The following is a 12,121-nucleotide window of genomic DNA, read 5'->3' as shown; positions in this document are numbered from 1 at the left end:
GTCTCGCGGTTGGTGCCGTTGCCGGCGGGCACCGCGAGACCGCCGTCGACCGGATGGAGTTCAACGCCGACGGCACCATCCGCCCCGTGGTACCGACTCTCTAGCCGATTCGTACGCGGGCGGCGCCGGGCTGGCGGGCGGCGCGCGCGGCGGTGCCGGGATCGCCGGAGCCGGGATGATGGGCGGCGGCATGATGGGCGGCGCGGGCGGGGCCGGGCACGGCGGCGGCAGCGGCTCGGAGCACTCGTCGTGGTTGACTGAGGACGACGATCCGTGGGGCCCTGGTGACGGGGCGTCCCCCGGTGTCCTTCGATGAGGACGGACGGATGACTGTGAACGTCGGAGCGCTCCGGCCGGTGATCGCCAGCCTGCTGGTCGGTCTCCTGGTGGTAGGGGCCGCCCAACCGGCGGCCGCCGCACCCCGGCGGGCCGAGCAGTGGTATCTGGACGAGCTCCGCATCGACCAGGCGCAGAAGATCTCGACCGGGCGGGGCGTGGTCGTGGCCGTGCTCGACACCGGCGTCGAGGCCAACCACCCGGACCTGCGCGGTCAGGTGCTGGCCGGCGGTCGCAGCTACGGCGGCTCCGGCGACGGCCGGACCGACGAGGAGGGGCACGGCACGCACATGGCCGGCATCATCGCGGCGAACAGCGGTGGCCGTGATGGGGTGGACGGCATCGCCCCCGGTGCGAAGATCCTGCCCATCAAACTCCGCAAGGACGGCGAGACCAACACCGCCGCCTCGGTGACCCTCGGCATCCGGATGGCTGTCGATGGCGGCGCCAAAGTGATCAACATGTCCTTCGGTGGCCCGGGCTTCGCCAGCCCCGACGAGGTGAGCGCGATCAAGTACGCGCTGGACCGCGATGTCGTCGTGATCGCCTCCGCCGGCAACACGTCCGAGGGCGACACCTCGGTCATCAACCCGGCCAACACTCCCGGTGTGATCGCGGTGACCGGAACGACCCGGGGCGGCAGATTCTGGTCCGGCTCGGTTCAGGGGCCGGAGGCGGTGGTCGCCGCGCCAGGTGACGGCATCTACAACGCCGCCAACGAGGGCGGGTACGGCTGGGGCGACGGGACGTCCGACTCGGCCGCCATCGTCTCCGGTCTGGCCGCGTTGATCCGGGCGAAGTACCCGGACCTGAACGCTCCGAGCGTGATCAACCGGATCATCCGGACCGCGCGGGACGTCGGCCCGTCCGGACGGGACCCGCAGTACGGCTTCGGGGTGATCGACCCGGTGAAGGCGCTGACCGCGAACGTGCCGCCGGTCACCGCCAACCCACTGCTGGGCTCGGCCGCCGCGACCGACCCGGGTCCGGCCCGCACCGGGGGCGCGGACGAGGAGTTCGACGTCACCCAGCACGGCGACCGCGGTGGCCCCACCGACCAGCAGGTCATGGTGGTGGGCATCGGCATCGCCGTGGTGCTGGTGTTGTTGCTGGGGCTGGCGGTCTTCCTGATCTGGAACCGCCGTCGCTACCGCCGGGAGGCCGCACAGGCTGCCGACATCCCGGACCACCTTCTCGACCAGGCGGGTCCCGGCGCGTACCCGTCGCCCGAGGCGGGTTACGCCCCGCCGCCCGGTTACGCCCCTCCGCCCTCCGGTTACGCCCCTCCGCCGGGGTACGCCCCGCCCTCGAACTACGGCCCGCCGGGCGGTCCGCCGCCCCCGCCGCCGACACAGCGGTAACCGACGTCGATCGTGATGGCCGGCTGGTGACCACCGGGTCACTGGCCGGCCACCGGCCTTCGTGGTGGCGGTAACATCCCTGGCGACCGGTTTGCCGCCGTCTGTCGACGCCAACCGACCGCCCCGGTCGCGTACCGTCACGACGCCTGCGCCAGGATGGGTGGACACGCAGGTACCCCCGAGGAGCACACGATCGCCAGAAAGCCTCAACCCGAGGGCGGCCAGGCGCCGGTCGTCCAGCGCGTCCGCATCCGCTACGCCAAGCGCGGGCCGTTGCGGTTCACGTCGCACCGGGACTTCGCCCGGGCGTTCGAGCGCGCGCTCCGTCGGGCCGCCGTGCCGATCGCCTTCTCCCAGGGTTTCACTCCGCACCCGAAGATCTCCTACGCCAGCGCCGCGCCCACCGGGGTGGCGAGCGAGGCGGAGTACCTGGAGATCGGCCTCCAGGCGCCGGTCGACCCGGAGGCGTTGCGGGCCGCGCTGGACGCCGCCCTCTCGCCGGGGCTGGACGTCCTGGACGCCGTGATCGCCGAGGGCGGCAATCTCCCCGACCGGATCGAGGCGTCGCTCTGGCACATCGAGATGCCCGAGGTGGACCCGGCGGTGCTGCGCGCCGCTGTGGATGCCTTCGTCGCCGCCGACGAGGTGTTGGTGGAGCGGATGACCAAGCAGGGCAGACGGACGTTCGACGCCCGCGCGGCTGTGATATCGATCAATGCCTCAGCACCGACGCCGACGCCTTCCGGGGCACCGGACGTCCCGTGTGCGATACTCGAACTGGTCGTGCGGCAGGTCACCCCGTCCGTACGGCCCGATGACGTCCTTTCCGGCCTCCGCGTGGTGGCCGACCTGGAGCCGCCGGTTTCGCCGAGGGTGACCCGGCTGGCTCAGGGCACGTTGACCGCGCAGGGTGCGATCGTGGATCCGTTGGATGCGGACCGCGACGGGGCAGCCATCGTTGGGCACTGACCGACGGTCGGTGCTCTGGCAGGCAGACTTCGGCGGTCGCGCACCTCGCGCGCCCGGCGGAAACACTTTTGCGGCGACCCTGCGTGGCAGCGCTCACCCGCGCCCGGGGTAGCCAGAACTGGAGAACGTCCATGCTCGAGAACGAGCCCGAGGGCGGCGAACGGACCGGTTCACAGCCGGCCGGCGAGACCGCCGATGACAGCACCACGGCAGTCGGTTCGGCTCCGGTGGGGCCGCAGGACGCTGCCGGCGCGGAGAGCGTCGAGCCCGCCGCCCCCGTGCGGCGCACACGGACGACCCGCCGGCGGGCCGCCCCGCTCAACCAGCCGGAGCAGACCGACGCGCCGGTCGAGGCGACCACCGGTGGGGCCGGCAGTGTCGAGTCCCCGCAGGCGGAGGTCTTCGCCCCGGTCTCCGGTGACCTGGATGTCGCCCCGAAGACTCCCCGACGCCGCCGCAAGGCCACTCCCGTCGAGACCACCGCCGACGAGCCGCTGGTCGCCGCCTCGGCGGAGGCGGCGTCGGCCGAGGTGGTTCCGCCGGTCAAGGTGACCCGGACCCGGCGTAAGAAGGCCACACCGGCCGCCGTCGAGGAGCCGCCGGCGACCGAGCAGCCGCCCGCGGCCGAGGAGCCGCTGGCGACCGAGGAGCCGGTCGTCGCCGAGGAGCCCGCCGAGTCCGACCTGCGCGAGGCCGAGGCGGAACTGGACGACACGGAAACCCTGCCGAGTGCGACCGCCGCCGAGCTGGCCTGGACCAGCGGCGCTCAGGACCGTTCGGGCGAGGTGCCGCCGGGTGTGGCGGTTCCCGGTGTCGGCGACGAGCCGAACGAGCCCGCCGAGGTCGAGCCGGAGCAGCCGCGTACCCGTCGTCGGAGGGCTGCCCTCTCCGCGCCCACCGTACTGTTCATGGCGCCCCAGCCGGATGCCGTGCCGGTGACCCGGCCGGTGGAGCCCGCCCCGGTGGCCGAGGAGCCGGCCGTCGAGGAGGCCGCAGAGCCGTCCCGCCGCCGCCGACGCGGTCGTCGGGACGCCGAGCCGGTTGAGCCGATTGAGGCGGTCGAGGCCGAGGAGGCGCCGGTCGAGGAGGCCGAGGAGGCCACCGAGGCGGATGAGGACGACGAGGACAGCGCCGCCGCGCGCCGTCGCCGCCGGCGTGGTCGCCGCGGCCGTGGCCGGGGCAAGGGCGGGGCCGACGACGCCGAGGACGAGGAGTCCGAGGAGGCGGCGCAGGCCGACGAGGAAGAGACCGCCGAGGCCGAGGCCGAGGGCGAGGGCGACGAGGATGAGGAGGCTGAGGGCGGCGATGGCCTGACCCGTCGCCGCCGGCGTCGTCGTCGTCGGGGCGCGGGCGACACGGAGGGCACCGCCGACGACGGTGTCCCGACCGTGGTGAAGATCCGCGAGCCGCGTCGTACGGTCGACGAGGTGCAGGGCGTCTCCGGCTCGACCCGCCTGGAGGCCAAGCGTCAGCGCCGCCGGGACGGCCGCGAGCAGCGGCGTACCCGGCCGCCGATCCTGAGCGAGTCGGAGTTCCTGGCGCGCCGGGAGGCCGTTGACCGGGTGATGGCGGTCCGCCAGCGCGGTGACCGTACCCAGATCGCGGTCCTGGAGGACGGCGTCCTGGTCGAGCACTACGTCACCCGGAACTCCTCCGGCACGATGGCCGGCAACGTGTACCTGGGCAAGGTGCAGAACGTGCTGCCGAGCATGGAGGCGGCGTTCGTCGACGTCGGCCGGGGCCGCAACGCGGTGCTGTACGCCGGCGAGGTCAACTGGGACACGTCCGGCCTGGAAGGGCGGGCCCGCTCGATCGAGCAGGCGCTGCGCTCCGGCGACTCGGTGCTGGTCCAGGTCACCAAGGACCCGATCGGGCACAAGGGTGCCCGATTGACCAGCCACATCGCGCTCTCCGGCCGACACCTGGTCTACGTGCCCAACGGCAACGCGTCGGGGATCAGCCGCAAGCTGCCGGACAACGAGCGCAAGCGGCTGCGGGACGTGCTCAAGAAGTTGGTCCCGGACGGCGCGGGCGTGATCGTCCGCACGGCCGCCGAGGGCGCCACCGAGGATGAGCTGGCCCGTGACGTCAAGCGTCTGCAGGCGCAGTGGGAGGACATCCAGGCCAAGGCCGCCGAGGGTGGCGCTCCGGTGCTGCTCTACGGAGAGCCCGACCTGGTCATCCGGGTGGTCCGCGACCTGTTCAACGAGGACTTCCGCGAGCTGGTCATCGAGGGCGAGCAGTCGTACGAGATGGTCGAGTCGTACCTGTCGCACGTCTCTCCGGACCTGGTGGACCGGGTGCGTCGACACGTCGGTACGAGCGACGTCTTCGCCGAGTACCGGATCGACGAGCAGATCATCAAGGGTCTGGACCGCAAGGTCTTCCTGCCCTCCGGTGGCTCGTTGGTGATCGACCGCACCGAGGCGATGACTGTCGTCGACGTCAACACCGGTAAGTACACCGGCTCCGGGGGCAACCTGGAGGAGACCGTCACCCGTAACAACCTGGAGGCGGCGGAGGAGATCGTCCGTCAGCTCCGGCTCCGCGACATCGGCGGCATCGTGGTGATCGACTTCATCGACATGGTGTTGGAGTCGAATCGGGAGCTGGTGTTGCGCCGACTCACCGAGTGCCTCGGCCGGGACCGCACCAAGCACCAGGTCACCGAGATCACCTCGCTCGGCCTGGTGCAGATGACCCGTAAGCGGATCGGGGCGGGCCTGCTGGAGGCGTTCAGCGAGACCTGCGAGTGCTGCAAGGGCCGGGGCGTGATCATTCACACCGAGCCGGTGCCGGAGAAGCCGCGCACCGCTGGTGCGGGGGAGAAGGTCAAGGCTGTCGCCTCGTCGGCGCCGGCCGCTCCGGCCGCCGAGCAGGGCACGACCTCGTCCCGCCGTCGGGCGCGCAAGAACGCCCCGGCCGAGCGGACCGTCGTCGAGGTCGTCGACACCGACACCAGCGCCGAAGCGGACGCCGACTACCAGGACACCATGGGCTACGACCTGTCCCGGTACGAGTCGGACGCCGCTGCCGCTCCGGCGGTCTCCGACAGCCAGCAGGGTGAGTCGGCTCGGCTGGCCGCGGCGGACGACCCGGACGCGCTCGCCGACGGTGATGGCGACGAGGAGACCAGCGAGGGTGCCGGCGGACGACGTCGTTCACGCCGGGGTGGCACCCGTCGCCGGACGCGCCCCTGACCGCCTGACCGGCCAAGTGTTTGACGAGGTCCCTTCCCCGGCAAAGTGACGGGGGAGGGACCTCGCCGTTCCGGCCACCCTGGCCCAGGATCGGTCGACCCGCGTCAGGAGAAGAAGATGCGTCGTCTGCTCGCCGTCACCGCGGTGGTCACCGTGCTCTCCGGCGCGGTCGGGTGCTCCACCGACCGGTCTGGGAACGTTGGGCCGGATGTGACCAGGGTGGCCACCCAGAGCCCGGCTTCCGGACCGGCCAGTAGCGCGGCGGCGGGCGACGCCGAACAGGTCTGCGCCGCCGCCCAACGGGCCAGCACCACCGCCGTCCGGACGTACGTGGCGGAGCTGGGTCGGATGGTCGCGGCGGTGGGCGCCGGCGACAGCACCGCGGCCGAGGTTGCCCGGGGGCGGGCCGAGGCGGCTCTGGACGGCTGGCGGACCGAGCTACGGGAGCAGTCGGAGCGGGCCACCGATCCGCAGCTCAAGACCATGCTCACCGACCTCGGCACCGAGGTGGCCGCGCTCCGCGCCGACGTGGAGTCGATCGACGAGACCGAGCTGGACCGGCTCCAGCAGCGTCTCGACCAGCTCTGCGCGCGCTGACCAGGGCGGGCCGGTTTGGGGTCCGGGCCGGCAATGGCGTACTCTTGCCTGCGGCGCACTTTTGGTGTGCCGAGTTCCCGTGTGCCCGCGCCGCCGTGCACTGCTACCCGGCGAGCCGCCGCGGGGACGACCGCCAGCAGCCTCAACGACAGGGAGTCCGCCTCCGATGTACGCGATCGTCAAGACCGGCGGCAAGCAGTACAAGGTCGCCGAGGGCGACGTGATCGAGGTCGAGAAGCTCACCGGTGCTCCCGGTGACGCGGTGAAGCTCACCGCGGTGCTCCTCGTCGACGGTGACGACCTGGTGACCGACGCGGCAAAGCTTGCCGAGGTCGCGGTGTCCGGCGAAATTGCCGCGCACACCAAGGGCCCGAAGATTCGGATCCACAAGTTCAAGAACAAGACTGGCTACCACAAGCGCCAGGGTCACCGTCAGCCGTTGACCCAGGTCAAGGTGACCGGCATCTCCAGCGGGAAGTAGGTCGTCCTCCAATGGCTCACAAAAAGGGTGCGTCCAGCTCGCGTAACGGTCGTGACTCCGCGGCCCAGCGACTCGGCGTGAAGCGCTTCGGTGGTCAGGTCGTCAGCGCCGGTGAGATCATCATCCGGCAGCGTGGCACCAAGTTCCACCCCGGTGACCTGGTCGGCCGTGGCGGCGACGACACGCTGTTCGCGCTGTCCGCCGGTGCGGTCCTGTTCGGCACCAAGCGCGGTCGCAAGACCGTCAGCATCGTTCCGCAGCAGTAGTTCTCGGGCTAAGCGGGCCGCGGACCTACGGGTCCCGGCCCGCTTAGCTTTTTTCGAAGTGCGGGGTCGGACCTCGCTGGAAGGATTGACACCGTGGCAACGTTCGTTGACCGGGTCGTTCTGCATCTGCAGGCCGGCGATGGTGGGCACGGTTGTGTCTCGATCCACCGCGAGAAGTTCAAGCCCTTCGGTGGGCCGGACGGCGGCAACGGCGGGCACGGCGGCAGCGTCTCGCTGGTGGTCGACCCGCAGGTGACCACGCTGCTCGACTTCCACTTCCACCCGCACGTCAAGGCCGACAACGGCAAGGGCGGTGCCGGCTCGAACCGGGACGGGGCCAACGGCCACAACCTGGTGCTGAAGGTGCCCAACGGCACTGTCGTGCAGAGCACGGACGGCACCGTGCTCGCCGACATGGTGGGTGCCGGCACCACCTTCGAGATCGCGCGCGGTGGGCGCGGCGGGCGGGGCAACGCCTCGCTGGCCAACGCCAAGCGCAAGGCTCCCGGCTTCGCCGAGCTGGGCGAGCCCGGCGACCAGTTGGACATCGTGCTGGAGCTCAAGAGCGTCGCCGACGTCGGTCTGGTGGGCTTCCCGTCAGCCGGCAAGTCGTCGCTGATCTCGGTGATCTCCGCGGCCAAGCCGAAGATTGCCGACTACCCGTTCACCACCCTCGTGCCGAACCTCGGCGTGGTCCGGCTGGACAACCACACCTTCACCGTCGCCGACGTGCCGGGTCTGATCCCCGGCGCGGCCACCGGCAAGGGGCTGGGTCTGGAGTTCCTCCGGCACATCGAGCGCTGCGCGGTGCTGGTGCACGTCATCGACTCGGCGACCCTGGAGCCCGGACGCGACCCGGTCGCCGACATCGACGCCATCGAGGCCGAGCTGAGCCAGTACGGCGGCCTGACCGAGCGCCCCCGACTGGTGGCCGTGAACAAGGTCGACGTGCCGGACGGGCGGGATCTCGCCGAGATCGTGCGCCCGGACCTGGAGGAGCGCGGTTACCGGGTGTTCGAGGTCTCCGCGGCCACCCGGGAAGGGCTCAAGGAGCTGACCTACGCGATGGCCGAGCTGGTCGAGGCGGAGCGCAAGGCCGCGCCGCCCGCCGAGCCGACCCGGGTCGTGATCCGCCCGATGGCAGTGGACGACGCCGGGTTCACCATCACCGCCGAGGCGGACGGCTCGTTCACCGTTCACGGCGTCCGGCCGGAGCGCTGGGTCAAGCAGACCAACTTCGACAACGACGAGGCGGTCGGCTACCTGGCCGACCGGCTGGCCCGGCTCGGGGTGGAGGACAAGCTGGCCAAGGCCGGCGCGCAGCCCGGTGACCTGGTCCGGATCGGTGAGCGCGAGTTCGACTGGCAGCCGACGCTCTTCGCCGGCGTGGAGTTCGTACCCGGTAACCGGGGCACCGACGTCCGCCTGGAGGAAAAGTCGAACCGGGCCTCCGCGGCGGACCGGCTCGCCGCTCGGAAGGCCCGCCGGGTGCGGTCCGAGGACGAGGTGGGCGCGGACGCGTCCGACGACATCGACGAGGACGACGCCGAGTAGTCCGTTGCGCTCCGTGATCGGGTTGATTTCCGGAAACCTCCGCGAAATCCACCGGTCCTAGCGTGGGGTGATGCTGATCGAGTCCCGGCCTGCCACCGATCCGGAGATCGCCGCCCTCGTCGTCGCACAGCAGCGTGAGCTGCGCGAGGCCGACGGCGGGTTGGACGGGCAAATCTTCATGCCGCACGACGACGTCCGCTACCTGGCGGTGGTGGTCAACGGTCGGGCGGTCGCCTGCGGAGGGCTCCAGGCGCTCGACGCCGAGACCGGCGAGGTCAAGCGGATGTACGTCCGGCCCGCGTACCGGGGGCGGGGCGTCGCCCGCCAGTTGCTGGCCGCGCTGGAGGAGTGCGCGTTCCGGCAGGGGCATTCGGTGGTCTGCCTGGAGACCGGCACCTACCTGCCGGCCGCGATCGGGTTGTACACCTCGTGCGGCTACGACCCGATCCCGGTGTACGGCGAGTACGTGGACAACCCGTACAGCGTCTGTTTCGCCAAGCGGCTGCCGGTCGCGGCCTGACGAGGGACTCCTTCGCCGGTCGACTACCTTCGCGACCGCGAGCGTGACTGCGAAACCCGTAGCGCCAGGTCAGTGGCGGTCGGCAGGGCTGTCGAGGCGTCCGCCGGTGCCGGCCTGGTTCGACAGCAGCAGCCCGAGCGCGAGCATCCCGAAGCCGAGCGCGAGGTGCAGCCAGTTGTCGGCGTCGTTGACCGGCAGGATGTTCGCCCCGCCCTCCGGGTTGATGGCCTCGATCACCAGCCCGTAGAGCCAGAGTGCCAGGTAGATCGCACCGCCGGCGGCCAGGAAGACGCGGGCGCCGGCGACGCTGCGGGCCAGCGCCAGGCCGGCCAGCCCGAAGATCAGGTGCACCGCGTTGTGCAGGATCGACACCTGGAACAGCCCGAGGAGCTTGGCCTCCGAGTGGTGTCCGCCGAACCGCAGGTCGCCGTAGTCGGTGGTGATACCGGGGATGAAGCCGAGGACGCCGATCAGCAGGAAGACGCCGGCGACGGCCAACGCGGCCACCTGGACCCGGGGCCGGGGGGCGGCCGGTCGGCCACCTCGCGCGTCTCGTGCCATCGCTGCCCCCTCCGTGGATCTGCCAGCCCTCGCGAACCTCGCTGTCCGCAGCGGCGTGGTGACGCAGCCCGACGATCCTCCATTTTGAAGTCGATCCGGCCGGCCGCGCAGAGGAATGCACGAAGAGGTATGGAAGCCGAAACGCAGGGTAGGTGAATGGTCAGCGGTCGTGGCGACGCGACCGCATCCCCCCAGCACAACCGCGACGACTTTCCGAGCGGAAGGGACATCATGACTTACGAAGTTTCACCTACGTCTTCCACGTACGGGCAGCAGTCGGCCAACGGCGGTGGCGTCCGCGAACAGGCGCGCCAGGTTGGTTCCGAGGCCGCGCACGCCGGCGGCGCTGTCGCACAGACCGCCAAGGAGCAGGGCGCCGAGGTCGGCCGTGAGGCGGCCCGGCAGGCCCGCAACCTGTACGGCGAGGCCCGCACCCAGCTCGCCAGCCAGACCGGTGAGCAGCAGCGCAAGGCTGCCGGCGGGCTGCGTTCGCTGGCCGACGAGATGCGCTCGATGGCCGAGCAGGGTGGCCAGGCCGGCCCGGTGACCGAGCTGGCCCGCCAGGCCGCGGACCGGGTGCACGGTGTGGCCGGCTGGCTGGAGGAGCGCGAGCCCGGTGATCTGATCACCGAGGTCCGCGACTACGCACGGCGCAACCCGGGCACCTTCCTGGTCGGCGCGGCGGTTCTCGGCGTGCTCGCCGGCCGGCTGACCCGCAGCATCTCCGCCGCCGGCGACGACTCCGGCAACGGATCCTCGACCTACCGGGGCGCCGGGGCGTACGACCCGGAGCAGACCGCCGTGATCCCGACGCCGCCCCCGGCGCCGCGCACCACGCCGGACGCTGTCCCGCAGAGCGGCTACGCCGACCCGACGCCGGGCAGCTACGCCGACCCGACTCCGGGTGGCTACACCGACCCGACGCCGGGCAGCTACGCCGAGCCCACCCGGGGCGACTACCCGCAGCACTCCGGCACCGGCCAGCCGCTGCCGCCGGTGACCCAGACCGACCCGCTGCCCGGCGTGCCGTCCACCGGCAGCCCCCGTCCGTGAGCCCGCGAGTTATCCGAAGGGAGGCGACGGCATGACCATGCCGACGCAGGGGCCCGGACCGGGCTCCGGCTACCACCCCGACGCGGGTGCCCCGCACACCGCCGACGAGGTGCGGAACAGCTCGTTGGGTGACCTGATGCGTCAGGTCACCACCGACCTGTCGACGCTGATGCGTCAGGAGGTCGAGCTGGCCAAGGCGGAGATCCGCCAGGAGGGCAAGAAGGCCGGCAAGGCCGCCGGGCTCTTCGGCGGCGCCGGCTTCGGCGGCTACATGGTGGCGCTCTTCGTGTCCATCGCCGTGTGGCAGTTCCTCGACAACGTCATGGACTCCGGCCTGGCCGCGCTGATCGTGGCCGTGATCTGGGCCGCGGTCGCCGCCGTCCTCTACTCCATGGCCAAGAAGAACGCCCAGCACGTACGCGGGCTCAAGAAGACCAACGACAGCGTGCAGCGGATCCCCGACGCGCTCAAGCCGCACCCGGAGGGAGTCACCCGATGAGCACCGATCCCGATCAGATCCGCCGGGAGATCGAAGCCACCCGTAACAGCCTCAGCTCCGATGTGGACGCGTTGGCGTACAAGGTCAGCCCGAGCCGCATCGTCGACGACCGCAAGCAGCGGGCCCGCTCCGCTCTGCAGAATGTGAGGGACAAGGTCATGGGAACCGCGTCTGACCTCGGCCACGGCACCGGCCACGCCGCCCACTCGGTGGGCGACCGTGCCTCGTCGGCGGCCTCCAGCGTCAGTGACGCCGCGCAGTCGGCGGCTGCCACCGTCAGCGACGCCGCCCACAGCGCGCCGCGGGTGATCCGGCAGAAGTCCCAGGGCAACCCTCTCGCCGCCGGTCTGATCGCGTTCGGCGTCGGCTGGCTGGCCTCGTCGCTGATCCCGGCCTCCCGCCGTGAGCAGCAGGCCGCGACCCAGCTCAAGGAGCGGGTCAGCGAGCACAGCGGCGCGGTGACGGAGAAGCTGAGCACGGTGGCGAACGAGCTCAAGGAAGAGCTGCGCGAGCCGGCCCAGCAGGCCGCCGAGTCGGTGAAGTCCACCGCTCAGGACGCGGTGCACGCGGTCAGGGACGACACGAAGTCCGCCGCGCACGACGTCAAGGACCAGGCCCAGCAGGCCCGGCACCAGGTCAGCCCCTGAACCGGGCCGATCACCGTTGCGACAGCTCGCGGCCATCCCGGTGACCGCGAGCTGTCGCGCTGTCAGGGGCTTTGACG

12 protein-coding genes are annotated in these 12,121 nt (G+C 71.7%); 11 read left to right on the top strand and 1 reads right to left on the bottom strand.

From position 1 onward, the window contains the following. Positions 1–326 precede the first annotated feature (326 nt). From mycP to ACWCO3_RS22930, 8 genes are all read left to right on the top strand, one after another. Complete coding sequence (mycP, locus tag ACWCO3_RS22965) at positions 327–1,697, top strand: type VII secretion-associated serine protease mycosin (RefSeq protein WP_450011936.1); 1,371 nt, start codon at positions 327–329, stop codon at positions 1,695–1,697. Between the two features lie 156 nt (positions 1,698–1,853). Beyond that, complete coding sequence (locus tag ACWCO3_RS22960; protein ID WP_145779376.1) at positions 1,854–2,666, top strand: TIGR03936 family radical SAM-associated protein; 813 nt, start codon at positions 1,854–1,856, stop codon at positions 2,664–2,666. 131 nt (positions 2,667–2,797) lie between these two features. Continuing rightward, a complete protein-coding gene (locus ACWCO3_RS22955) occupies positions 2,798–5,866 on the top strand; it encodes an Rne/Rng family ribonuclease (RefSeq protein ID WP_450011933.1) in 3,069 nt (1,022 codons plus the stop codon). Between the two features lie 117 nt (positions 5,867–5,983). Next, the gene (locus ACWCO3_RS22950; protein WP_145779378.1) at positions 5,984–6,463 is read left to right on the top strand and encodes a hypothetical protein; all 480 of its coding nucleotides are present in this window, start codon (positions 5,984–5,986) and stop codon (positions 6,461–6,463) included. Between the two features lie 166 nt (positions 6,464–6,629). Further along, positions 6,630–6,944, top strand: a complete 315-nt coding sequence (gene rplU, locus ACWCO3_RS22945) for a 50S ribosomal protein L21 (protein WP_007464063.1) — start codon at positions 6,630–6,632, stop codon at positions 6,942–6,944. Between the two features lie 11 nt (positions 6,945–6,955). Beyond that, positions 6,956–7,210 (top strand): 50S ribosomal protein L27, encoded by a 255-nt coding sequence (gene rpmA / locus ACWCO3_RS22940; RefSeq protein ID WP_007464062.1) that lies wholly within the window; start codon positions 6,956–6,958, stop codon positions 7,208–7,210. 93 nt (positions 7,211–7,303) lie between these two features. Continuing rightward, entirely contained in the window at positions 7,304–8,764 is a 1,461-nt protein-coding gene (gene obgE / locus ACWCO3_RS22935) for a GTPase ObgE (protein WP_145779379.1), read from the top strand. A 70-nt stretch (positions 8,765–8,834) separates the two neighbouring features. Then, positions 8,835–9,284, top strand: a complete 450-nt coding sequence (locus tag ACWCO3_RS22930; protein WP_145779380.1) for a GNAT family N-acetyltransferase — start codon at positions 8,835–8,837, stop codon at positions 9,282–9,284. A 69-nt stretch (positions 9,285–9,353) separates the two neighbouring features. On the opposite strand, the gene ACWCO3_RS22925 is transcribed toward ACWCO3_RS22930, so the two are convergent. Continuing rightward, positions 9,354–9,845, bottom strand: coding sequence for a DUF4383 domain-containing protein (locus tag ACWCO3_RS22925; protein ID WP_145779381.1), 492 nt, complete (start codon positions 9,843–9,845; stop codon positions 9,354–9,356). A gap of 231 nt (positions 9,846–10,076) precedes the next feature. On the opposite strand from ACWCO3_RS22925, the gene ACWCO3_RS22920 reads away from it, so the two are divergent. From ACWCO3_RS22920 to ACWCO3_RS22910, 3 genes are read left to right on the top strand one after another with little or no spacing between them, the layout of a single operon-like run. Beyond that, complete coding sequence (locus ACWCO3_RS22920; protein ID WP_145779382.1) at positions 10,077–10,898, top strand: hypothetical protein; 822 nt, start codon at positions 10,077–10,079, stop codon at positions 10,896–10,898. Between the two features lie 31 nt (positions 10,899–10,929). After that, the gene (locus ACWCO3_RS22915) at positions 10,930–11,397 is read left to right on the top strand and encodes a phage holin family protein (RefSeq protein ID WP_269682749.1); all 468 of its coding nucleotides are present in this window, start codon (positions 10,930–10,932) and stop codon (positions 11,395–11,397) included. Next, on the top strand, positions 11,394–12,044 hold the full coding sequence (locus ACWCO3_RS22910) for a DUF3618 domain-containing protein (protein ID WP_145779384.1): 651 nt from the start codon (positions 11,394–11,396) through the stop codon (positions 12,042–12,044). Before ACWCO3_RS22915 ends, ACWCO3_RS22910 begins: the two co-directional genes overlap by 4 nt. Positions 12,045–12,121 lie beyond the last annotated feature (77 nt).

Source organism: Micromonospora sp. NPDC002411 (assembly GCF_053592955.1).
This window is presented reverse-complemented; position numbering and strand designations above follow the sequence as displayed.

Excerpts from the sequence above, each read along its gene's own strand:
- mycP (WP_450011936.1), top strand. The coding sequence starts at position 327 with ATGACTGTGAACGTCGGAGCGCTCCGGCCGGTGATCGCCAGCCTGCTG.
- ACWCO3_RS22960 (WP_145779376.1), top strand. The coding sequence starts at position 1,854 with ATGGGTGGACACGCAGGTACCCCCGAGGAGCACACGATCGCCAGAAAG.
- ACWCO3_RS22955 (WP_450011933.1), top strand. The coding sequence starts at position 2,798 with ATGCTCGAGAACGAGCCCGAGGGCGGCGAACGGACCGGTTCACAGCCG.
- ACWCO3_RS22950 (WP_145779378.1), top strand. The coding sequence starts at position 5,984 with ATGCGTCGTCTGCTCGCCGTCACCGCGGTGGTCACCGTGCTCTCCGGC.
- rplU (WP_007464063.1), top strand. The coding sequence starts at position 6,630 with ATGTACGCGATCGTCAAGACCGGCGGCAAGCAGTACAAGGTCGCCGAG.
- rpmA (WP_007464062.1), top strand. The coding sequence starts at position 6,956 with ATGGCTCACAAAAAGGGTGCGTCCAGCTCGCGTAACGGTCGTGACTCC.
- ACWCO3_RS22930 (WP_145779380.1), top strand. The coding sequence starts at position 8,835 with ATGCTGATCGAGTCCCGGCCTGCCACCGATCCGGAGATCGCCGCCCTC.
- ACWCO3_RS22925 (WP_145779381.1), bottom strand. The coding sequence starts at position 9,845 with ATGGCACGAGACGCGCGAGGTGGCCGACCGGCCGCCCCCCGGCCCCGG.
- ACWCO3_RS22920 (WP_145779382.1), top strand. The coding sequence starts at position 10,077 with ATGACTTACGAAGTTTCACCTACGTCTTCCACGTACGGGCAGCAGTCG.
- ACWCO3_RS22915 (WP_269682749.1), top strand. The coding sequence starts at position 10,930 with ATGACCATGCCGACGCAGGGGCCCGGACCGGGCTCCGGCTACCACCCC.
- ACWCO3_RS22910 (WP_145779384.1), top strand. The coding sequence starts at position 11,394 with ATGAGCACCGATCCCGATCAGATCCGCCGGGAGATCGAAGCCACCCGT.